Raw genomic sequence first — 21,618 nt, 5'->3', positions numbered from 1 at the left:
CCCGCCGTCGGAAACAAAAACCAAAGAAATCTTCAATTACCTGATTAATCTTTTGTTTTTAATTTAATGTGTTAGTCAATAATCACACTTCTTTTCGGTTTTCGCCGCCTGCTTCGCAGTCGTATGGTATCCCGTTTTAAGATTCCTTGAAACTCAAACCGGTCCTGAATAGTGAAAATTCTGAAAATTAGACTCTCGGGTATATAATTATTAAAAATATTTCAAAATTGCTCGTTTTCTGGAAAATTTAATTTATGTACATGAACATTTAAAATAATATATGAGTGTTGTCATGAATTATTTTACTGTATTTATGGATGTGTTGCTGAAACCTTCAGAATTCTTCAGAAAAATTTCCCGTGAGAATAATTTTATTCATGCTTTAATTTTCAGCATAGTATTTCTGTTAATTACAACATTGGTAGGGGACTTTTTTGAAACTATGTACATAATTGAAGAATTAACAATTCCCGGAACAATCTTTTTTACAGAAATGCTACACCTTTTGGTTATTAATGCATCTTTTACAATGGGTAATATTATCTCATTTAAACTGCTTGGAGGTGAAGGAAGTTATAAAGATACCTTCATTATAATGGCCTACTCAACTGTAGTTATGCCTATAGAATATTTACCAATGTCTCCGATAAATATACTGATGGGTATTTACTGGGTACATATTTGCAGTCGGGGAGGACAGTTTGTTCATAACTTGAGCTATTGGAAGTCGTTCTTTACTGTATTAGCAGGGTCATTTGTCTTTTCGTTTCTGTTCGATTTCACAATAATTGGCTTCGTTTATGCTTTATGAAACCGAAATTCATCGAATCTCCACGTTCTATTCTTCAATTGTCATAACTCATCCTGTTTTATGCATGTAAAAGAAATTTGAAAAATACAGTTATATCGAAACAACCAGAAATTTCACTCAACTTTTAACCTTAAATTGCTATTTCACATTTATAAAAAATAGTGAAATGCCAACGAAAGCTATATAAATAAACTTTTAGATCCGCAGCACAAGGTTTCTAAGAATTCCAAAAAATTATACCTTCAATTACTCAATCCCTCAAAAAAATCGATTCAAAAACTCCGCCCCGAAAAATAAGTTCACCGCCCGGCTTCCCTCCAGACAAAAAGTTCTCCGCCGAAAATTTTCGTAAATGTTTTCACTCCTGTGAAATCTCGTTGATTTTTGTTAGAAATAATTGGCCCTGGATAAAAAATCCGCGAAAAAAAACAGGTTGAGGAGTAGTAACTGACTGAAACTTAGACTAAAACAGAATGAACAGCTATGACAAAAAAATGGAAGATGAATGGCAAAATAAAGCCATTTCATTACTCGACTATAACAAACCTTTGTTGCATAGGAGTAGATTCCAATATATCCAGAGGATGAGAGAACTTTACACTATGGAAAATAATTGGGCCACTCCCGCTTTCGACTGCAACAAATTTGAACTTGCTAGTTCCACCTTTTCCTGTCATGACAGGTTCATCGGGTACGTACGTTGACTCTACAAAGTAAACACAACTTGGCATCTCTGACAGTAAGCAGTTATAGCCGGTCGAAGAAGGATTCGAGGGTATTGAAATTTCGAATATATCTCCAACTTTCGCATTTATCGGTGGCAATACTTCTAATTCTTGCATTCTTAAATTCCTCCTTTATGTCAACTCTCTCACCATTTTTCTGGAAATTGCTGTGTGTAGTAGTACTTTAAACAATTTATTTAAGTGAGTGAGTTATACGTTAGAATGTTGGTTCAAGTATATACAACTTCCTAACTTTGTATATTATATAACTATATAAATACTAATGTTTGACACTCCTTACGAAAAACAGTATAAGTCTGTTATGGAAAATTAGTCTCAAATATTCCAGAGTTTCTCTTTATTTGTTCTGTTATTTGTTCTGTGAGCTCAACTATTGTATAGCAGCTGTTTTTACGAAAAATCAAAACTTAAATTGACCCTGAATAATAAAAATTCTGAAAACTGTACCTCTCGGTACTCATTGTTTTAAAAATATCTATTCAAAAAACCCACCCCGAAAAATAAGTTCACTGCCCGGCTCCCCTCCAGACAAAAAGCCCGCCGCCGGAAACAAAACCCCAAAAAATCATGACTCCGGCAGCAGTTTGAGTGAAGAATTATAGTTCTTCACCTACGTGCGTTATTCAGTCTTTTTCAATTTCTTCTACGTCGTCCTCTTCTGCTTCATCCCCTTCTATTTCTTCGGTTTCCTCAGTTTCTTCTGCTTCATCGGCAGTTTCAAAGTCTTCTACTTCGTCAAACTCATTGAGATCTTCAGCTTCGCCCTCCGGAACCTCGGCTTCCTCTCCGGCTCCAGTTGCTTCTGTGGCTTCTTTGCCTTTGAAAGCTGTGAGTTTCAGGTTCTTTTCGGCTTTCCCGTTTTGAATTCTTGCTATGCCTGCAACTTTGTCGCCGGATTTGAGATTAATGATCCTTACGCCCTGGGTGTTTCTGCCCTGGATCGAGATATCTTTCGCAGGAATGCGGATAATGATACCATCGGCACTGGTGAAGATAAGTTCATCGTCATCGGCTACGGACCGGACTCTTGAGACCGGGCCGTTCCTCTCGTTGGTAATGATTGTTATCACGCCTTTTCCACCGCGACGGTGCGCAGGGTACTGAGAGTACTCGGTTCTCTTGCCAAAGCCGTTTTCAGTTACGGTCAGGAGGGTCGTGGTTTCATCGACGATGTCTAGACTGACAACTTCGTCTTCAGGGCCGTCAAGGGCCATACCCCGTACACCTCTTGCAGTTCGGCCCATCGGACGGACGTCTTTTTCAGAGAAACGGATAGCTTTGCCTTTCTTTGAAACTATCAGGACTTCTTTTTTCCCGTCGGTAAGGAGAACTCTTACAAGCTCGTCATCTTCATCAAGGGTGACTGCAATTATGCCTGCTTTCCTCGGGTTCTTGAACTCCGAGAGAGGAGTCTTTTTAATAGTACCTTCCCTTGTTGCCATGAGAAGGTAGTGGTTTTTGTCAAACTCCTTGACAGGAATCATTGCATTAATTGTTTCGCCTCCCTTAAGCTCCAGAAGGTTTACTATGGCTTTGCCCCTGGACTGCCGGGAGCCTTCAGGGATCTCATATACTTTTTCCCAGTAGAGCCTTCCGAGGTTTGTGAAGAAAAGGATATAGTTATGGGTTGAGGAAATGAAGAGATTTTCCACGAAGTCTTCTTCCTTCATTTCCATGCCGATTATACCCCTGCCTCCACGGTGCTGCATGGTGTAAGTCTTGAGTGGGATGCGCTTTATGTAGCCTCCATTAGTAATCGTGACAACAACTTCTTCTTCATGAATAAGATCCTCTTCTCTGACTTCAGAAGCAGCCTGCATGATTTTAGTCCTGCGAGCATCCCCATACTTTTCCTTGAGCTCCAGAAGTTCATTCCTGATTATTTCGTACTTGAGTTCATCACTCTCAATGATTTTATTAAGTTCTCCTATCAGCTTTACAAGCCCTTCCAGCTCCTCAAGCACCTTCTTGGTTTCGAGTCCTGTCAGGCGCTGCAGGCGCATATCAAGGATAGCCTTTGACTGAATCTCGTCAAGGGCAAAATTCTCCATTAAGCCCTTCTTTGCTTCATCAGCATTTGCCGAGCCCTTTATCAGAGCAACGACTTCGTCTATATTATCCAGAGCAATCTTGAGCCCATCAAGGATATGAGCTCTCTCCTCGCTCTTTCTGAGGTCATAAAGTGTCCGCTTCTGGATAATTTCCATCCTGTATTCAAGATAGATCTCAAGAAGTTCCTTCAGGTTCAGCTCTTTTGGTTTTCCGTCAACAAGAGCCAGATTGATTACCCCGAAAGTGGTTTCCATTTGAGTGTGCTTATAAAGCTGATTTAAAACAACCTTTGGATTCGTACCTCGAGAAAGCTCGATAACAACCCTGATTCCTTCCCTGTCAGACTCGTCACGAAGGTCGGAAATTCCCATTATTGTTTTTTCCCGAACTAGCTGGGCAATATTTTCAATCATCCTGGCTTTGTTTACCTGATAAGGAAGTTCGGTTACGATAATTCGCTGTCTGTCTTTTTTAAACTCCTGAATCTCGGCAACTGCCCTAATTTTTAAAGCACCTCTTCCGGTCATATAAGCCGATTTTATGCCTGCCGTCCCAAGAATATGAGCACCTGTAGGAAAATCCGGGCCTTTGATTACGGTCATGAGCTCAGGAATTGTGATGTCAGGATTTTCAATAAGCATAAGAATGCCGTCAATGACCTCTCCGATGTTATGAGGTGCCATGTTAGTTGCCATCCCTACCGCAATACCTGTGGATCCATTGACAAGAAGGTTCGGAAGTTTTGCAGGGAGGACTTCGGGCTCTTCCATTGACCCGTCGTAATTTGGCATGAAGGGAACTGTTTCCTTGTCGATGTCTACCAGCATCTCTTCTGCGATTCTGTCCATACGGACTTCAGTGTAACGCATGGCAGCAGCCGAGTCACCATCTATTGACCCGAAGTTTCCCTGCCCATCAATTAAAGGGTAACGAAGAGAGAAATCCTGAACCATACGCACAATAGTGTCATAGACCGCAGTATCTCCGTGAGGGTGGTATTTACCGAGCACATCTCCCACCACACGGGCTGACTTCTTGTAAGGTTTATCATGCGTGATCCCTGCCTCTTTCATAGCAAAAAGGACCCTGCGGTGAACTGGCTTGAAACCATCCCTTGCATCGGGAAGAGCTCTTCCAACGATCACACTCATCGCATAGTTGATGTAAGAGCGTTTCATCTCATTTTCGATAAGGATGGAAGTAACCCCACTCTGACCTGGCTCTATACCTTTGTCTTCTGGATCATCTGAAGCAGGGTCTGATACGTTTAATTCCAGTCTTTTGCCCGAATCTTCCTGTGTAAGGGCGGCCGAACCGTCCCCATTTTCCATTACTTCATCTTTTTCTTCGGGGAGAAGGGTAGACTGATAAGATTTTTTCAATTCATCTTCGAGTTTCTTCTCGTCTTCATATTTTGCCATTTTTAGCCACCTTAGATGTCCAGGTTTACGACCTCTTTTGCATGTGCTTCTATGAAGTTCCGGCGTGGCTCAACCTCATCTCCCATGAGGACTCTGAAGATCTCATCAGCCCGAATCGCATCTTCCAGGGTCACCTGTAAAAGAATCCGGCTCTCAGGGTTCATGGTGGTTTCCCATAGCTGTCCTGGGTTCATTTCTCCAAGCCCTTTATAACGCTGGATTCCAAGTCCTTTTTCCCCGAGTTCTTTTTTCTTTGCTTCCAGTTCCCTATCAGAGTGTATGTAGTACTCAGCTTTACCTTTCTTTATGCGGTAGAGAGGAGGCTGGGCAATGTATACGTATCCCTCGTCAATTAGAGGCCTCATATAACGGAAGAACAGCGTGAGAAGAAGAGTCCTGATATGTTCTCCATCCACATCGGCATCAGTCATGATAATGACCTTATGGTAGCGGGCACTTTCCAGAGTAAAGTCCTCGCTGATTCCTGTCCCAATGGCAGTGATTAGGGAAATGATCTCCTCGTTTTTCAGGATCTTTGCAAGTCTGGATTTTTCCACGTTCAGGATCTTGCCTCTAAGAGGTAAAATAGCCTGAAAACTCCTGTCTCTACCCTGCTTTGCCGAACCACCTGCTGAATTACCTTCCACAATGTAAATCTCGCAGGCTGCAGGATTCTTTTCCGAGCAGTCCGCAAGTTTTCCGGGAAGGGTACTGACTTCAAGAGCATTTTTTCTTCTGGTCAACTCTCTTGCTTTTTTTGCAGCTTCTCTGGCTTTCTGGGCAAGGAGGGCTTTTTCAAGAATAACATTTGCAACTTTGGGATTTTCCTCAAAGTATTCCGCAAGTCCATCAGTTACAAGGGAGTCCACAATTCCTTTGACATCACTATTTCCAAGCCTTGTCTTGGTCTGCCCCTCAAACTGGGGTTCCATGAGTTTGACACTGATGATTGCGGTCAGTCCTTCCCTTACATCATCGCCTGTGAGCTTTATGTCTTCTTTGGAAAGTTTATTAGCTTTAATGTAGTCATTTGCGACCCTTGTCAGTGCGGTCTTGAAACCGATAATATGGGTGCCGCCTTCGTGGGTATTGATATTGTTTGCGAAAGAGTACACGTTTTCTGCATAGCTGCTTGTGTACTGCATTGCAATTTCTACTACCATGTCGTCCCTTTGTCGCTCAAAATAAATCGGGGCGTGGAGAGGCTGTTTCTTATTGTTCAGATACTTCACGAACTCCACAATTCCCCCTTCGTAGGTGAAAGTCTCAGCCTGTCCGTCGGGGGTCCTTAAATCCATAAGGCTGATAGTAAGGCCCCGGTTCAGGAAAGCTAATTCTCTTAACCGGTTTGAAAGGATCTCATAATCGAAATCCAGTGTCTCAAAAATTTTTTCATCCGGCTTAAAAGTAGTCTTTGTGCCTGTAGTTTCCGAAGTTCCGATTTCCAGGACATCAGCTTTTGGCTTTCCACGATCATAGCGCTGGAAATACTTCTTGCCTTCTCTTGCCACTTCTACTTCCAGCCATTCTGAAAGTCCATTTACAACAGAAACCCCTACTCCATGCAGTCCCCCTGAAACCTTGTAGGTATTCTTATCAAACTTCCCTCCTGCATGCAGAACAGTCATTACAACCTCAAGGGCTGATTTTTTGTGAAATGGATGAGGATCGACGGGGATACCTCTCCCATTATCCAGGACTGTCACACTCCCGTCCGGGTTGATTGTAACATTTATTATGGTACAGAAGCCTGCAAGGGCTTCATCAATACTATTGTCTACTACTTCATAGACTAGGTGGTGGAGCCCGCGACTATCCGTGCTCCCTATATACATGCTGGGACGCTTCCGGACAGCCTCCAGGCCTTCAAGCACCTGGATGTGCGAAGCATCGTAAACCTGTTTATCACTCATCTTAATTTATTCTCCATAAAAATCTAGTAGAGTTATCTAAATCACGTAACATTACATTCTTTTTTTAAAATTCGCGGGGAAACTTTTATCAAAATAGGTCTTAGATTTCGTATCAGTCCTGTAAGCCTTCATTTTTTATTAAGTGATTATTATATTTTATAATTATCCTTTCTTCCACGAACCAGATTCATTATGCGCTCATACATTTTAAGCCTTTAGATTCCCTGAAAATTGCACAAGATTTTTCAGTATCAATCCTCTCAGAACAGGGACTTTTTAGCATAATTTTGTGTCCAAATATGCGCTTTTCATATTAATTTTTTAATACGTCTTTAGTTTAAATTAATATTTGCTGTTTCGCTCGCAAAAATTCGCGTCTCACAAGGAATCAGAACAGAAGTCGCGGCATTTATACTGTTTATCAGAAGATTTTTACAATTTTTACATATACAGTTTCGGAGTATCTTTCCAAACTCAAAATCGATTGGGTTTGCTTGCAGTTTTTAAAAAATACATCTATTATTATTAAGTTACAATGTTTCACTCTAAACTTAACCAGCAAGCATAGAACCTCAACCATTGACCCGCAATCATCGACGATGTTGATCTCGTCGTTACTAATATTTTCGGTCAAGCCTTTTTTAAAAAGGCTTGTGCCACAACCGTTGCGCCGGTTAATCACGCCGACCATGTTGTTACTGAAGTTTTCGGTCAAGCCTTTTTTTAAAAGGGTTGCGATCAAGCCTTTTTTCAAAAGGATTGTGATCACGCCGATGGGGTTTGGGGATAAGTTCATCAAACTCAAACGTTACTAGAAGTTTTCACTCAATCCTTTTTTAAAAAGGGTTGTAACCACGCCCACCGCATGGTCCAAAACGAAATTCGGGTAAATCAGATGTTCTGAGCTCGTTGAGAATGTAGACGTTCTTACCCCTAATTCAGCCCTCTTGAGCGAAGCGAAAAGGGCTCCGTCCTCCCGAGACGGGACTCGGGTGACGAGACTCGGGTGACGGAACTCGGGTGACGGAACTCGGGCGTTACAGCATACCCATTTCTTTGAGCCTATTGGGCAGGTATACCTCGGTTACAAAGTTAAGGCCTTTACCTGCAAAAGCCTGCTGTTCGGCCTTTTTTCCTATATCGAGCTGGAGCTGGATTTGTTCTTTCCAGTAGTCGGATTCAAAACGCGGATCGGAAAGTTCGCTACGCAGCGCATTTATATCCTGTTCTGTAAGCTTGTCGGTCGAGAGTTCATACTCGACTATATCCGAGGGCTGAAGGCCAAGAAACTTGGCTGCGGGAGTTGCCATAAATTCCGAAAGATGAGCACTTTTTATAGCCCCGTAGGCAACCGAGGCATAGATCCTGTAGGACCAGGGATCGCCGTCCGTAAAAACGGCTACAGGGATACCTAATTCCTCGTTCATGCGCTTGATAATCCTGCGTGTTGAACGGGCAGGCTGACCTTTGAGGTGGACAAGAATCGCATTGTAAGCTTCGTCAAACCCGTTTTCCATCAAACGTGCGTACATACCACCGGTTTCTATGGCAATAATCATGCTTGCATCATGGGCTTTGAATTCGATATTTTCCACATTGAAGGGGATCTGGTACCCTCCTTCCCCCACGTCTTTCTGGCAGTGAATATTCCGTTCTCCACGATTTGTCTGCTCTGTAATTTCAATAGGCCCGAACATGGTAGCTCCGTCTTCTTCAGGGCGCATATGGAAATACTCTCTCTGAAGGTTTGTAAGGAGTTCAAGGTCTTCGATCAGACGGTCGCTCTCAGCCTGTTCTTTGAATTTCGCAGCTTCCCAGCCTTCTGAAATATAGTAAAGTTCTCGAAGCGTTGAACCGCGGCTCTGGGCAAGGTGCTCGTTTATAAGGAACTCGGTGGCGTAAGTAGTTTTCAGGAGCTGGAATGCCCCTTTTACGGTTTTTGCACTCCTCTCGCTTTCCCGGCCTCCATAGACCCAAACATCACTCTCATTGGAGTATTCTAGATTTGATTTTGTCCGGCTTGGAAGGCTGATGCTTGGGACAACTTCATTTTCGAACTGGTTGTAAATCTTCTCTGCAAGCTCAAACAGCTTTTCTCTTGCCAGGAGATCTCTCTGAGTTTTTTTATTACTTATTTTTCTGGCCATTTTATACCCCCTTAAAGGCTTTTGCCCCGGTTACAAGCTCTTCTTCAAGTCCTTCCACAACAAGGTCAGGAAATGTTCCAAGTTCTTTATCGGTTGTAGATTCTATCCTGTAGCTGAGCACCTTTGAAGACCCAGCTGCTGCTGAGATATCCCATACATAATCGTAATCATTGCCCAAAGTCACAACCTTTGGTTCGGGCTTTGCTCCGAGGATCGTACAGGGCAGCATCTCATGAACTTTGAAAGCATATGCAGAGGTCCCGAAATTCTTGACTTTTATTACAACGTCTGCAGTCCCATCCTCGTTTCTCTTCACTTTTCTGTGTACAAGCAGGTTTCCCATAATTTTTGCAACGACAGGATTAATGTCCGGGACATCTTTTTCCAGGATATTAGCAACCTTTACAGCCATTTTAGGGAGTACTTTTGTAATGATAATCTCTTTTTCCCGGCGCTTCTTGAGGTTGCTCTGCTTGCTCAGATAGTGCTTGAGCTTTCTTGCAACATCCTTGATCGCGAGGTCGATCTCGTCCTTGATTACAGGAATGTCAGCAATAGCATCTTTTGATTCTGAAGTGAAAGGCACGTTAATAGAAGCAACATGGATCAAGAGGATAGCCGGGCCTACAGGAACTCCTCCTCCGGGCTGGTTTAAGCCATATTGTTTCCATTTAATGTCTTCTACGGCATGTGTGGTTACACAGCCTCCCTGCTGGTAAAGCAAAGGCACACGGTTAGCAAAACGCATTATACTGATCTTTTCTTCTTTTGGAAGTTTTCCTCCGTAAGCGAGTCCCACTTCCACCACAAAAGGATTTCCTGAATATACTGCGGGTTTTCGGGTGCTTGTGGCAATGAAATCCACATTTGTTTCTTTTTCAAGCCCCCTGTAAATCAGCTCTTCTCCTATTGGGGAAAGACAGTCCGTGGGAGGAGACATGATCTTTACCTTCTCAAAAGCCTCAATTAGCTTTCTCGCTTCATGGCGGCCAAGAGCATGAGGGTCGATCTCAGGGTCAAGCCCTGAAGCTTTGCAGATTTCCTCGGCAGTTAACAACCCAATTTTGCAAAAAGAGTAGCGAAGAAATGGGGCAAGTTTCTGGCGCTCAGTGTAATGGAGCATCTTCATTAGAGTGCCAAGTTCTATACCTTCAGGATGAGGCAGGATTTCTTCGGCTGGCTTGGGCATCTTATCCGTGGCTCTTTCAAAAACCTCCTCATTGCCGTCAGGTTCTATAAGGGTAATTCTTGCATGTGGATTCACAATTGCAGTAGCTTTGAGGTACTCGGAAATGGACTGCCTTCTTCCTTTTACGTAGGCAGCCTTCATTTCCAGCTCGATCTGGGTCCCATGTGGGCGGAACCAGTCCCTTATCTCGTCTTTCAGGATGTCTGGTTCATTCGTGCTGGTATTGATCATAAGCTCGTAATAATGTGCAGGGTTACCGGAGCCGGTTTTGGAGAGGATTTTCGTCTGCTTGCCCGCAGTCATCTGGGCATAGAGGACGGCTGCGGAAATTCCTATTCCCTGCTGTCCCCTGCTTTGCTTAAGAGCATGAAACCTGGAACCATAGAGAAGCTTTGCAAAAACTTTGGGGATTTGCTCTTTTATAATTCCTGGTCCGTTATCTTCTATAATAACAGTTACATAGTCCTGTCCGGTTCTTTCAATCTGGACAAGAATATCGGGCAGAATTCCTGCTTCCTCACAGGCGTCCAGGGCATTGTCAACAGCTTCTTTTACAGTTGTTATGAGGCTTCGGGGAGCCGAGTCAAAACCCAGGATCTGCCTGTTTTTTTCAAAAAATTCTGCAACGCTTATTGACTTTTGATTTTTGGCAAGTTCTTCTGCAATGGTGAATTCCATGAAAATTTACCTCAGGTTGAAAAATCAATGTAACTTTATACTGCTTTAAATATTCTTTTACACACACCTAAAGCAGGAATTTTACCTTAAAAGTAATCCCATTGTTAGTTATACTGTTTTAGCATTTTGCTATTCTAGTGCTTTGCGATTTTAGCGTTTTGCTGTTATCTAGTGTTAACTGGTTTAATGTCCTGCTATCCGGGTCTTTTATTTTTCTAGCACTTTAATGTTTTAGCACTTTAATGTTTTAGTGTTCCACTATTTTTGACAACAGCATACCTTTTGTCTATTTTATGTATTTTGGCTTCCTTACGTGGTAGAGTTTAATAATCTCATATTTTTTTAAAGGATCTGTTAAAATATAGGAAAATAGTTTCACAGCATAAAAAATATCATTTTAACACAGGGAAACAGTTTCATATTATAAAAACTAACTTTATAAACATAACACAAATATGCTTATTAATACATTTTTCTGCATCTCTAATTGTTTCAAGCAGATTTAATCTATCGAAACATTTTTTAAAAGAAGAACTTTCACCAGTTTGATCCTCAATAAAAGGTTAAGGTAAAAAGCCAGGACCTGCTAAAAAATATATTGCTTTTGTTTTTTCGTTCCTTCTGTTTTATCCTGACCAAGATGCGCTAATTTTTAAGCAGGAGAATTAAAGTTCTGCTCCGACAATTGTCTTGGTGGTTATTACGGTTTCGCTTTCCCTGATTCTATCTACCACATCATTCAGGATATTCATGTCTTCAACATCTATTATTATTACAAAGTCATACTCCCCAAAGACATGGTAAACATCCTTAATTCCCTCGATGTTCTTCAATTCTCGGTATGCTGCCTTTTCATAACCTGGCAACACGTTTATCATTGTGATCCCTACTACCATGTATATAAGGTAACGGCTGCAAGTTATTTATCTTTTTTCCGGAAACCGAATAAACTGATTGAACTGGTTGGGATTCAACATTATTTAATTTATTGTCCAGTTTCGTGAGCCCAAAGGATAAACATTTTTAGATAGACTTTTTTCTGAAGTTAGCGATTGTTTTAATATTATTAGTGTATAATACAACCGCATGCCCTCAGAGTCTCACAGGGATGAAGATCTTTTCGAGTCCCAGTATATTGATAAATACCTGAGCGAGTATGCGAGTGTTTCATCAATAGTACGTGAGGCGTTGCCTTTTGAACTTATTGCTACTGTTGGGGGAGTAGCTGCAGGAATTATATTTTCGGGAATGACAAAAGAACTTGAGATGGTACCGGGATTAATTGTGATCTATCCCGGTGTGCTCGGACTCAGGGGAAATATTTCTTCTACCCTTGGCTCAAGGCTTGGCAGTGCGATTCATCTGGGGCTAGTTACAGAGCTCGACAGGCATAACCCCGAACTCATGAATAATATCTCCGGTTCCCTGATCTTAAGCGTTATTACCGCTTTTATTCTCGGAATCCTCGGGCACTTTGTAACCCTTGCTCTGGGCTTTGAAAGTGCCGGGGTCTTTAAACTTACCCTTATTTGCGTGATATCAGCTTTTACTTCCGGACTAATTCTTTCTTTTGTTGCAACTCTGCTTGCCGTAGGAATGTTCAGATTTGGTTTTGATCCTGATAATGTTGTTACACCTTCGATTGCAACTATCGGAGATATTGTTTCTATGCTCATGCTTTTCCTCTCGGCAAAACTGGTGGTGATGCTTTGAAAAAAACAAGGCAACAGACTCCTTACTACACAATAAGCGGTATCATTCAGCGCGGGCTACCAGTACTTATAGTTACATGTGTGATGGGAATTTTTGTGGGGCAGATCCTGAACTCAAGGGAAAAAAGCCTTATATCGATGCCAGCGATACTGATTCTTATTCCTTCCCTCATCAAGATCGGAGGGGATACTGGCAGCATGCTTGGAGCCAGGCTTTCGTCTGCTTTCCATATGGGGCTTGGAGATAATCTCAGGAGTAATCCGGTCGTACACAATAGTGTTATTGCAGCTGCAATTGTCGGATTTGTTTCGTCAATTTCGGTCAGCGTACTGGTCTTTCTGGCAAGCAGTTTCCTTGGGTTTGGGATGCCTTATCTCACCATTCTGGAAATCAGCCTCATTGCCGTTATCGTAGAACTTGCCGTCGTGTATTCTGCAACAGTTGCCATCGCCTTTATTTCCCACAGATTTGGGATCGATCCAGATGATACGGTCATTCCTTTCATAGCAAGCCTTGGAGATCTCGTTGGAGTTACAGGAATTTTGATAGCCCTTTACTTATTAAAAATTTTATAAAAAAGTTTTAATATTTTAATTAAATGCCAGTTCTAATTATTAGTTTATTAGATTCCAGCCAGGTTCTTAGAACCTGAGTTATCAAATATTAATAATTAATAATTACTATTAAGTATATACTCATACACACCAGCATAAGGTAGAGTTGATCTAGAGACCATGTTCCCTAAAGAATTCAGATACAGTCCAAAGAACCTCAAGGATCTTTTGACTGAGATGAAGGATACTTCCGAACTCATGGTAGACCTTGCATACTCTGCAATGATTTACGATGATGAGGATGTTGCAGAAGAGGTACTCAATCTTGAAGATAAGATGGATACCCTCGATTATCACATTAAGATGGCCGCGATGTTAAGCACACGCAGGGTTGATGAGGCCGAAGGCCTCCTGGGAGTTTTACAGGTTGCTGCGTGTTCGGAAAATATCGCTAACGCTGCAGGCGATATTGCCAAGATAGTTCTCATGAACATGGGAATTCCGATGGAACTGAAAGTTGCTCTCAGGGAAGCGGAAGAGACCATAGTCAGGGCAACAGTTGCCGCAGAATCTTCAATGTCAGGACGTACGCTTGGCGACCTCGAACTTGATATCGAGACAGGCATGTGGATTATTGCTATCAGGAGAAATGAGGACTGGATTTATGACCCTGACAAAGAAACTCGCCTCCGGCAGGGAGATGTTTTGATTGCCAGAGGTCATGATGAAGGAGTCACGCTATTTTTCGAGATGGCCACAACAAAGAAATTCGTACCAAAGGAGATCGAGCACGATAAGCTTTTGAAAGACCTTGAGCATGCCGTGGATATTATCGTGGATATGAAGAATATGTCCGAACTCTCGGTAGGGCTTGCATACTCTGCTATTCTTTTTGATAACGAAGATATAGCGTATGAGGTTAGTGCCCTGGAGTCCGAAATGGACTCTATGAAATATGAACTTCAGCACTGGGTGCTTGAAACCGCAAAGCATTTTGAGGATGTGAACATGCTCAGGGGAATCCTGCACCTTGCAAGTGCCTCTGAAGCTATTTCCGACGCTGCCTACGGAATTGCGGATACCGTACTCAGGGACATAGAACTTCACCCCATTATCACCCTTGCGGTCAGAAACTCCGAAGAGGTTATAACCAGGCTCCAGGTCGAGAAATGTTCTCCTATAGTCGGAAAGACTTTTTCTGAATTGAAGCTTGAGACCGAAACCGGGCTGCACGTAATGGCAATCAAAAGGGCTGACCGCTGGGTCTATGCTCCGAAAGGAAATACAGTTGTTCAGGCAGGAGATATGCTTATTGCACGCGGCTCAAGGATTGGAGAAGGGGCGCTTATAGAAATGTGTGAGTGTAAACTTAACCAGTAATCCCCCTATTGCAATTTCTACCCTTTCATTCCCTGCAGATTGGCGCGATCCCATTCACAGGAAGTATAACCTGGAATGAAAGTTTCTGAATAGTTACATTTTTTATTTTATTATTTTTGATTTGTAACTGTTTTGGAAGCTTACGAGCTTCCTGTTTTTAGATGCCTAACTATATTTTTATATTTCTGGTTATATATTATCCTATGGGTGTTTTTGAGTATGGTAATTGTTGGTTTTGAGTATGGTAATTGTTGGGCTTTCAAGAAAAAAGACACCTTTGAATCCATAGTGTGGCAGTGGAACTTGCAGGAGGACTTGAAATTAATAGGGATTCCGACATTGTACTGGCAAGTTCGGATGTGGTCGCAAATGATACAGTGGGTCTTGCTCTCTTGAAAACTTTTGATACAATTCCAAAAATCCAGAAGCTTTCGTCTGGGCTCAGCCTCAGATCAAAAGAGAGGTAGAACTTGAGCTAGGGGTACAGAGGGACGCGGCAGAGAATATATGACTGTAAAGAGTTCAGGGAGTTGAGGAAATCGAAAAAATTCTTTCCAATCTTGTTTGATCGCGGTCTGGAAACATTCGGTGAAGATAAAACCAGGCAAGAAAAATCAGGCCTGTATATATTCCTGCATGATTCAATAAATCGAATTTCCTGTCGCTTGAATTTAAAAATTAAATCTACGAATTGAGCAACTTTAACAACCTAATAGTTAACAGCATTATAGTTGACAGTCTTATAGTTGACAGTCGTATAGTTGACGGCATTATAGTTGACAGTAGTATAATAAGTATAAAATAATTATAAAGTAATTATAAAGTAATTGTAAAGTAATTTTACTTTGCCCAAACCCTACATTTCTCTTTTTGCCTCTGATTTATCCAGACTGTGCAAATATGCTCATATATTACCATAATTTATTTATTTTCTACGGTCCCATAAGCTATGGGTGAATTTTTATGAAATGCGAAAGCTGTGGAGCAGAGAGTGAAGGAAAATACTGCACGAAATGTGGCGAAATAATGGACGAAGTTGTAAGACGGGTAGGAGAAGCACGCTGGGCTGCAATGGATGACTGTTCATTTATCTATCCGCTTGTCCAGCGCGTAGCTAAAGGAGAACTTACAGTCCACGATATTATTCAATCTCTTGATGTGGAAGACTGAACCTGATTTTCGATAAGGGTATAAGTTAGGTCCCGAGACGGCTGCAGGGTTTTTCTTCGGAGATTTAATATAAGGCTTTAAATGTAAGGTTTTACGACAAGGTTAGCGGAGGGGACGACCACGTACCTGCCGGATTTCTTGCTTGAAATTTGAGTACTGAAAGGAGGATACACTTCAGCCTAGATCTCTAACTGTACTGCAGGAACCAGTCTTTTGAGATTAATTATAGCGCAGCCTTAGCTTTAAGCCTTAAAGTTATATCTTTTTAGCTTTAATATTCCAGTGTTGAGCAGTTTTCCTGCTGTCAGGAGCTGGTGCCATCTATGAATAGAAAGACCGGTGCAGTTGTTCTGATATTCTTGTTTGCAGCAATTGTTTTCATTTCGGGATGTGTCCAAAATGAGAAAGTCGGAGCGCCTGTAAATAAGGAGTTTCCCGAAGACGGTAAAGGGGATGAGAGCATGAATATTCAAAGTATAAAGGTTTCTAGCAGCGCATTTGAATCTAATGGTAGTATTCCAGGAAAGTACACCTGTGATGGGCAAAATATAAATCCGCCTTTGGAATTTGAAGGCATTCCTGAAGAGGCTGAAAGTTTAGTAATCATAGTAGACGATCCTGATGCTCCCACGAAGACATTCACACACTGGATTGTCTGGAACATAGAACCTGTGGCGAAAATAGAAGAAGATAGTATACCTGGGATTGAGGGTTTAAACGATTTCAAGAAAATAGGATACGGAGGACCATGTCCACCCTCAGGAACTCACAGGTATTTCTTCCGAGTCTATGCTCTGGACAAGAATCTGGATCTTAAAGCAGGAGCAGGAAGAAAAGGCCTCGAAAACGAAATGATAGGGCATATTATTGCTGAAGGGGAATTGATGGGAAAATACAGCAGAAAATAATTATTTATGTGGGGGGGAAAGAGTGGAAGAAAACCAAAACGCTGAATTGAATCCTGATTATTTCGAAAATCCCGGAAGCGACCTGAAAAAAGCAACCTTTGCTGCAGGCTGCTTCTGGGGCATTGAAGAAGCTTTCCGACAGGTTAAAGGTGTAGTTGCAACTGCGGTTGGCTTCAGCGGCGGGCATTTTGAACGCCCTACTTATGAACAGGTCTGCACCCTTGATACCGGGCATGCCGAAGCAGTTCGGGTAATTTTCGACCCAAAAGTGGTGTCTTATGAAACCTTACTTGATGTCTTCTGGAAAATCCATGACCCCACTACAAAGGACAGACAGGGACCTGATGTTGGAAAACAATACCGCTCAGTTATCTTTTATCATGACGAGAAGCAAAAGGCTTCTGCTTTGGCTTCAAAAGAAAAGCTTGAAAAATCAGGGGTTTTCAAGAACCCTATAGTTACTGAGGTTGTGCCGGTTTCGGAATTCTATATGGCCGAAGAGTATCACCAGCAGTATTTTGAAAAGAAAGGCTTTCTGCAGAACATACTTCGAGGTTTGAAGAAATAACTCCCAAAAAGAAAAGTACCGTTTAATAATTTAATTTGAAAAAATAACCTTTAAAAGAGCTCTGTAGCTGAATAGCGCTTAACTTGTGCCCCTATTACTTTATAGCATATTTTATGTTATTCTAACTTTTTTTGTTTTGTTAGATAATTTGATAAACATTCTACTAAATGCATATATTAACTTATTAATTTTTGAGGCAATGTTATGCATTTTAAAGTTCTAGCCGCTGCAATATTAATTTTATTGGGGATTGCCGTTTTTTCTGTTTATTCTGGCTCCAGCAACGAAGACATCTCGGACGACGATATAATTCAAAAAATAGAGGTTAACAACAGCAGTTTTCTTGAGTTCTCGAAAGATTGGGACGGTTTTGAAACAGTAACCATAGATATCGAGAAATTCAGGAAAGCCGCAGACAGTGGCCATGTATCTCTTAGATTAATGGGAGAAGAATATGAAGTTGAAATCCAGGAAGCGTCCAGATACACTGAAGATGAATACTTTTATGCGGGACCTGTTGTAGGGTGTAATGAGAGTAGAGCTGACTTATATTTACAAAAAAACAGTTTTTGTGGGTCTGTTGGGCTGGGTAAACCCAGGAATGTGACATATAACATTGGACCCACTGATGAGAAATATAATGGCAAAACAGTTTACATTGTATTTATGCAAGATTGGGAAAAAGAAAAGGAAAGGCTGGAAAAGATGGAAATCGATCCTTTACAATTTTTCCTCATAAACAGTGATTCCAAAAAGCATGTAATGTCTATTGAGATTTTTGATTTTAATAATAAGTCCGTGTTCAAAGAAAACTACACAATGAACCCTGAGGAAAAGATTTCCTCACCGAAAATAAATGCCGAGTTGGGACAATACAGGTATGAAATTATTCTGGACAATAAATTTACTTTTGAACAGAAAATACAGGCAGATTACGCAGCTGATGTTAGTTCTTCAGAAACACTATACATCTACATTTCTGATGATCCAGAAAACCCTGTTACGTTCGGAATTACAGTTGCCTGAGTAAATTTTTGTAACTCGTATAAAGGGTAATATGAAGCTATAAAATTAAAGCTGCACATTTTCTTTATATATGTTACTTTATATAAGCTAAACTATGAACATATTTACTAAGATATTTACTTTATTTATCATAGAGTCAAGATTTCAGTTATTTTTTAAACTTTATTGCCTAAATTTGATATATCTCGTAATACTATTTACTTTTTGAGGAAAAGTTATGCGTATTATAAGTATAATTACTGCAGCTCTAATCTTGTTGGGAATTGTAATTTTTTCGGTTCCTTCGGGTTCAAACAACGGGGTCATTTCTGATAATAAAAATTTGATTCTAAAAATAGAGAATAATAGCAGTTTTCTTGAGTCTCCTATAGATTGGGGCGGTTTTAAAATAGCAACAGCAGATATCGACAAAATCAGGGAAACCTCTGTTAGTGAAAATTCAGATAAGAATTTGTCGGAAACTGATGAGAACGATATATTTAAAGAAATAAAACTTGACAGGAATTCAATTAAGGCTCCTGAATCATGTGATCGCTTTGAAACTGTAATAGTGAACCCTGCGAAATTCAGGGAATTAGCCTCTAACGGAACTGTAAACCTGGACCTCATGGGAGAGGACTATGAACTTAAACTTCAAGAAAGAGAGATTCAAAAACCAAATGTAAATTCTTATATGGGATACATTGTCGGAAAGCCGCAAAGTAGTGTTTTTTTCACAGTAAAAGATGATTCAATTGACGCTTGTATCAATGTGGATTTTTTCAATAAATCATATGGGATCGCTTCAACTGAAGAGAAGTATGATGGAAAAATTGTCCATCTTCTGTGGAGGTATTATAATGAAGGAGGAGAGGAAGAAATTAAGAAACATCATTCGTTAGATCCATTCGAATTTACCCTGAGGAATAGTGATAAAAAGAGCCATGAAATCCATATCGAGCTTTTTGATTTCTATAATAATTCTGTATCCAAAGAAAACTACACAACGAAGCCTGGAGATGAAATCTTTTCACCTGAAATAAATGTCGAGCCGGGATATTACAGATATAAAATTACTTTAGATAATAAATTTACTTTTGAACAAAGAGTAGTGGCAAGTTACGCTGCTAATTTAGGTGGTTCAGAAAAACTGCATATCAATATCGTTGATAATCCTGATAACCCCATTGAGTTCGTAAGCGAAATTGCCTGAGTAAATTCCTTCCTCCTTTATTGTCGCAGTTGAAAAGAACTTTATTTCTAACGCACGACTTCCTTTATTCAAGGGTCAGGATAATTATTTACCTTCCCTGATCCTATTTTTTCTCATGATTTTTGACCCTATCACTGTCTGCAATCTGGAACTCCAGAACCGATTTGTAAGGTCCGCAACTCACGAATTTCTGGCTGAAGAAGACGGAACGCCTACATCAAAGCTCGAAGACCTTTATGAAGAGCTTGCAAAAAATGAGGTCGGGATGATCATAACTGGTTATTCTTATGTTCTTCCGGGTGGGCAGAGCGATATCTACCAGCAGGGCATCTATGATGATCGTTTTATCGAGCCCTATAAGAAGATTACCGAAAAAGTGCACAGATACAGAAGTAAAATCGTGCTCCAGATAGTTCACGGAGGGCGTCAGGCAAGCGTTTCGGACGAATATCCTGTCCCAATGGCTCCTTCGGAAGTAAAAGACAGCCATTCGGCAGTTGTGCCGAGGGAAATGACCGAACAGGAAATCCTGAAAGTAATCGAAGCTTTTACAAAGGCGACGGTCAGGGCAAAAAAAGCAGGTTTTGACGGGGTTCAGCTTCACTGTGCCCACGGCTTTCTTTTAAGTAATTTCATCTCTCCCTATACGAACAGGCGGACTGACCGTTGGGGAGGCTCGGTAGAAAACCGGACAAGAATAGTCACGGAAATTGTCAGGCGCATAAAAGAAGAGGCTGGAGATTCTTTTCCCATTCTGGTCAAAATGAATGCTACCGATGGCTTCCAGCCCTGTTGTTCAAAGGCTGAACTGGGACTTGACATTTTCCAGGCCGTAGAAATTGCAAAGCTTCTGGAAAAGGCTGGAGTCTGCGCAATTGAGGTAAGCGGAGGAATCGGTGAGGCAGGTGGGGTAACTATAAGGACTGCAATCAATACTCCTGCAAAAGAAGCATATTTTAGGGATTGTTCTAAAGCAATAAAAAGTGCAGTGAACATTCCAGTTATTCTTGTCGGCGGCATCAGGTCGCTTTCGGTTATTAATGATTTGCTTGAAAACGGATCTGCAGATATGATTTCAATGAGCAGGGCATTTATCAGCGAACCTGACATTGTTTTGAAATTCAAATCAGGAAAAGTTAAAAAGGCAAGGTGCGTGTCCTGTAATCTTTGTTTTGACCCTGAGGGTATAAGTTGCAATTTCCAGTTTGAGTAAGGATTCAATTAATTTTCGGATTGATTAAATCTTAACTCCTTATTTTACCATCCATGTTTTTATTTATTCTACCTGTTTCACTGTTTTCTTTTATCTGTTTTATTTGTCTTTATTCCATATATCCGGATTCCATGGAATATTTAAAGCAAAAATAAACGTATTTATAATAGATGGATACAAAAGAGATAAGCCTTCTAGGCAATTAACAGGACTCTGGTTTATATTTTTCCGGGTCTGCTACCTTAAAATATTCGTGAGGAAAGGATAATGTCAGAGGAGAACCGTGTCGGTAGTAAGATACGCCAGCTTAGAGAAGCTAGGGAAATGACCATTGAAGAACTGGCTGAAGCCAGTCAGAGCAGCGAGGAGTTAATCCAGCAGCTAGAAAATGGGGCCCTGGTTCCTTCCTTAACACCTCTTTTAAAAATTGCCCGGGCTTTAGGCGTCCGTCTCGGTACTTTTCTGGACGATATGCCACAGAGCGGGCCTGTAATTGTCAGGGCAGGGCTGTCAGATAATGTAGTCCGTTTTTCGGGGAAGACCGAAAAACCCAGGAAGAGTGCTCTTGAGTTTTATTCACTTGCCTCCGATAAAGCAGACCGCAACATGGAGCCCTTTATAATTGATATTCATCCGTCTCCTGATGAAAGCCACCAGCTCTCTTCTCACGAAGGAGAGGAGTTCATTTATATTCTTTCCGGGGAAATTGAGATATTCTACGGAAAGGATGTCCATAGGCTAAACGCCGGAGACAGCATTTATTATGACTCTATTATCCCGCATGACGTCCATGCAGCAGGGAAAGAGGACGCAAAAATTCTAGCTGTAGTCTATGCTCCTCTGTAAAGGCGCAGTCAGGCAGAGGAGAAAGTAAGCACTTAATTTAAACTGGCTGGAAACTCCATATTTGAAATATTAAACACAAGTACTTGAGAGT

The 21,618-nt window shown here is 41.2% G+C and carries 19 protein-coding genes; 12 read left to right on the top strand and 7 right to left on the bottom strand.

The window, feature by feature from the left end; translation table 11 throughout:
• Nucleotides 1–292 precede the first annotated feature (292 nt).
• Nucleotides 293–811 (top strand): Yip1 family protein, encoded by a 519-nt coding sequence (locus MSBRW_RS10240; protein ID WP_048102924.1) that lies wholly within the window; start codon nucleotides 293–295, stop codon nucleotides 809–811.
• Nucleotides 812–1,338: 527 nt separating this feature from the next.
• Here MSBRW_RS10240 and MSBRW_RS10235 read toward each other — a convergent pair.
• The 7 genes from MSBRW_RS10235 to MSBRW_RS10205 form a co-directional block, all read right to left on the bottom strand.
• On the bottom strand, nucleotides 1,339–1,653 hold the full coding sequence (locus MSBRW_RS10235) for a protease inhibitor I42 family protein (RefSeq protein WP_048102925.1): 315 nt from the start codon (nucleotides 1,651–1,653) through the stop codon (nucleotides 1,339–1,341).
• Between the two features lie 527 nt (nucleotides 1,654–2,180).
• Nucleotides 2,181–5,030 carry a DNA gyrase subunit A gene (gyrA, locus tag MSBRW_RS10230; protein ID WP_011307745.1) on the bottom strand — a complete coding sequence of 950 codons (2,850 nt, stop codon included), beginning with the start codon at nucleotides 5,028–5,030 and terminating at the stop codon, nucleotides 2,181–2,183.
• 11 nt (nucleotides 5,031–5,041) lie between these two features.
• Complete coding sequence (gyrB, locus tag MSBRW_RS10225) at nucleotides 5,042–6,943, bottom strand: DNA topoisomerase (ATP-hydrolyzing) subunit B (protein WP_011307746.1); 1,902 nt, start codon at nucleotides 6,941–6,943, stop codon at nucleotides 5,042–5,044.
• Between the two features lie 421 nt (nucleotides 6,944–7,364).
• Nucleotides 7,365–7,739, bottom strand: coding sequence for a hypothetical protein (locus tag MSBRW_RS10220; protein ID WP_048102926.1), 375 nt, complete (start codon nucleotides 7,737–7,739; stop codon nucleotides 7,365–7,367).
• Between the two features lie 241 nt (nucleotides 7,740–7,980).
• Nucleotides 7,981–9,090 (bottom strand): DNA topoisomerase IV subunit A, encoded by a 1,110-nt coding sequence (locus MSBRW_RS10215; protein WP_011307747.1) that lies wholly within the window; start codon nucleotides 9,088–9,090, stop codon nucleotides 7,981–7,983.
• A 1-nt stretch (nucleotide 9,091) separates the two neighbouring features.
• Nucleotides 9,092–10,957 carry a DNA topoisomerase VI subunit B gene (locus tag MSBRW_RS10210; protein ID WP_011307748.1) on the bottom strand — a complete coding sequence of 622 codons (1,866 nt, stop codon included), beginning with the start codon at nucleotides 10,955–10,957 and terminating at the stop codon, nucleotides 9,092–9,094.
• A 665-nt stretch (nucleotides 10,958–11,622) separates the two neighbouring features.
• The gene (locus tag MSBRW_RS10205; RefSeq protein ID WP_080565432.1) at nucleotides 11,623–11,835 is read right to left on the bottom strand and encodes an Lrp/AsnC ligand binding domain-containing protein; all 213 of its coding nucleotides are present in this window, start codon (nucleotides 11,833–11,835) and stop codon (nucleotides 11,623–11,625) included.
• Nucleotides 11,836–12,043: 208 nt separating this feature from the next.
• Between MSBRW_RS10205 and MSBRW_RS10200 the strand changes: the two genes are divergently transcribed.
• From MSBRW_RS10200 to MSBRW_RS10150, 11 genes are all read left to right on the top strand, one after another.
• Nucleotides 12,044–12,670 carry a magnesium transporter gene (locus MSBRW_RS10200; RefSeq protein ID WP_011307750.1) on the top strand — a complete coding sequence of 209 codons (627 nt, stop codon included), beginning with the start codon at nucleotides 12,044–12,046 and terminating at the stop codon, nucleotides 12,668–12,670.
• Nucleotides 12,667–13,245 (top strand): magnesium transporter, encoded by a 579-nt coding sequence (locus tag MSBRW_RS10195; RefSeq protein WP_011307751.1) that lies wholly within the window; start codon nucleotides 12,667–12,669, stop codon nucleotides 13,243–13,245. The genes MSBRW_RS10200 and MSBRW_RS10195 overlap by 4 nt, the downstream gene beginning before the upstream one ends.
• A gap of 159 nt (nucleotides 13,246–13,404) precedes the next feature.
• Nucleotides 13,405–14,604, top strand: a complete 1,200-nt coding sequence (locus MSBRW_RS10190) for a potassium channel family protein (protein ID WP_011307752.1) — start codon at nucleotides 13,405–13,407, stop codon at nucleotides 14,602–14,604.
• Between the two features lie 290 nt (nucleotides 14,605–14,894).
• Nucleotides 14,895–15,071, top strand: coding sequence for a hypothetical protein (locus MSBRW_RS22165; RefSeq protein WP_011307753.1), 177 nt, complete (start codon nucleotides 14,895–14,897; stop codon nucleotides 15,069–15,071).
• A gap of 496 nt (nucleotides 15,072–15,567) precedes the next feature.
• A complete protein-coding gene (locus MSBRW_RS10185) occupies nucleotides 15,568–15,774 on the top strand; it encodes a hypothetical protein (RefSeq protein ID WP_011307754.1) in 207 nt (68 codons plus the stop codon).
• A 323-nt stretch (nucleotides 15,775–16,097) separates the two neighbouring features.
• Nucleotides 16,098–16,682, top strand: a complete 585-nt coding sequence (locus tag MSBRW_RS10180) for a YbhB/YbcL family Raf kinase inhibitor-like protein (protein ID WP_011307755.1) — start codon at nucleotides 16,098–16,100, stop codon at nucleotides 16,680–16,682.
• Nucleotides 16,683–16,704: 22 nt separating this feature from the next.
• Nucleotides 16,705–17,250, top strand: coding sequence for a peptide-methionine (S)-S-oxide reductase MsrA (gene msrA / locus MSBRW_RS10175; RefSeq protein ID WP_011307756.1), 546 nt, complete (start codon nucleotides 16,705–16,707; stop codon nucleotides 17,248–17,250).
• 204 nt (nucleotides 17,251–17,454) lie between these two features.
• Nucleotides 17,455–18,276 carry a hypothetical protein gene (locus MSBRW_RS20300; RefSeq protein WP_011307757.1) on the top strand — a complete coding sequence of 274 codons (822 nt, stop codon included), beginning with the start codon at nucleotides 17,455–17,457 and terminating at the stop codon, nucleotides 18,274–18,276.
• A 253-nt stretch (nucleotides 18,277–18,529) separates the two neighbouring features.
• Nucleotides 18,530–19,468 (top strand): hypothetical protein, encoded by a 939-nt coding sequence (locus MSBRW_RS10160; protein ID WP_196298038.1) that lies wholly within the window; start codon nucleotides 18,530–18,532, stop codon nucleotides 19,466–19,468.
• Between the two features lie 115 nt (nucleotides 19,469–19,583).
• Nucleotides 19,584–20,681: an NADH:flavin oxidoreductase gene (locus MSBRW_RS10155; protein WP_011307759.1), complete on the top strand. Its 1,098-nt coding sequence runs from the start codon at nucleotides 19,584–19,586 to the stop codon at nucleotides 20,679–20,681.
• A gap of 267 nt (nucleotides 20,682–20,948) precedes the next feature.
• Entirely contained in the window at nucleotides 20,949–21,527 is a 579-nt protein-coding gene (locus MSBRW_RS10150) for a helix-turn-helix domain-containing protein (protein WP_011307760.1), read from the top strand.
• Nucleotides 21,528–21,618: the final 91 nt, after the last annotated feature.

Source organism: Methanosarcina barkeri str. Wiesmoor (genome assembly GCF_000969985.1).
Lineage (GTDB): Archaea > Halobacteriota > Methanosarcinia > Methanosarcinales > Methanosarcinaceae > Methanosarcina > Methanosarcina barkeri_B.
Note: the sequence above shows the minus strand (reverse complement) of the source record. Positions and strands in the feature narration are given on the sequence as shown.

Bases quoted from the DNA above. Each gene is read 5' to 3' on its own strand.
- MSBRW_RS10210 (WP_011307748.1), bottom strand. From the start codon at position 10,957: ATGGAATTCACCATTGCAGAAGAACTTGCCAAAAATCAAAAGTCAATA.
- MSBRW_RS10190 (WP_011307752.1), top strand. From the start codon at position 13,405: ATGTTCCCTAAAGAATTCAGATACAGTCCAAAGAACCTCAAGGATCTT.
- gyrB (WP_011307746.1), bottom strand. From the start codon at position 6,943: ATGAGTGATAAACAGGTTTACGATGCTTCGCACATCCAGGTGCTTGAA.
- MSBRW_RS10205 (WP_080565432.1), bottom strand. From the start codon at position 11,835: ATGATAAACGTGTTGCCAGGTTATGAAAAGGCAGCATACCGAGAATTG.
- MSBRW_RS10200 (WP_011307750.1), top strand. From the start codon at position 12,044: ATGCCCTCAGAGTCTCACAGGGATGAAGATCTTTTCGAGTCCCAGTAT.
- gyrA (WP_011307745.1), bottom strand. From the start codon at position 5,030: ATGGCAAAATATGAAGACGAGAAGAAACTCGAAGATGAATTGAAAAAA.
- MSBRW_RS10220 (WP_048102926.1), bottom strand. From the start codon at position 7,739: ATGAACTTATCCCCAAACCCCATCGGCGTGATCACAATCCTTTTGAAA.
- MSBRW_RS10240 (WP_048102924.1), top strand. From the start codon at position 293: ATGAATTATTTTACTGTATTTATGGATGTGTTGCTGAAACCTTCAGAA.
- MSBRW_RS20300 (WP_011307757.1), top strand. From the start codon at position 17,455: ATGCATTTTAAAGTTCTAGCCGCTGCAATATTAATTTTATTGGGGATT.
- MSBRW_RS10155 (WP_011307759.1), top strand. From the start codon at position 19,584: ATGATTTTTGACCCTATCACTGTCTGCAATCTGGAACTCCAGAACCGA.
- MSBRW_RS10150 (WP_011307760.1), top strand. From the start codon at position 20,949: ATGTCAGAGGAGAACCGTGTCGGTAGTAAGATACGCCAGCTTAGAGAA.
- MSBRW_RS10235 (WP_048102925.1), bottom strand. From the start codon at position 1,653: ATGCAAGAATTAGAAGTATTGCCACCGATAAATGCGAAAGTTGGAGAT.
- MSBRW_RS10215 (WP_011307747.1), bottom strand. From the start codon at position 9,090: ATGGCCAGAAAAATAAGTAATAAAAAAACTCAGAGAGATCTCCTGGCA.
- MSBRW_RS10185 (WP_011307754.1), top strand. From the start codon at position 15,568: ATGAAATGCGAAAGCTGTGGAGCAGAGAGTGAAGGAAAATACTGCACG.
- MSBRW_RS10180 (WP_011307755.1), top strand. From the start codon at position 16,098: ATGAATAGAAAGACCGGTGCAGTTGTTCTGATATTCTTGTTTGCAGCA.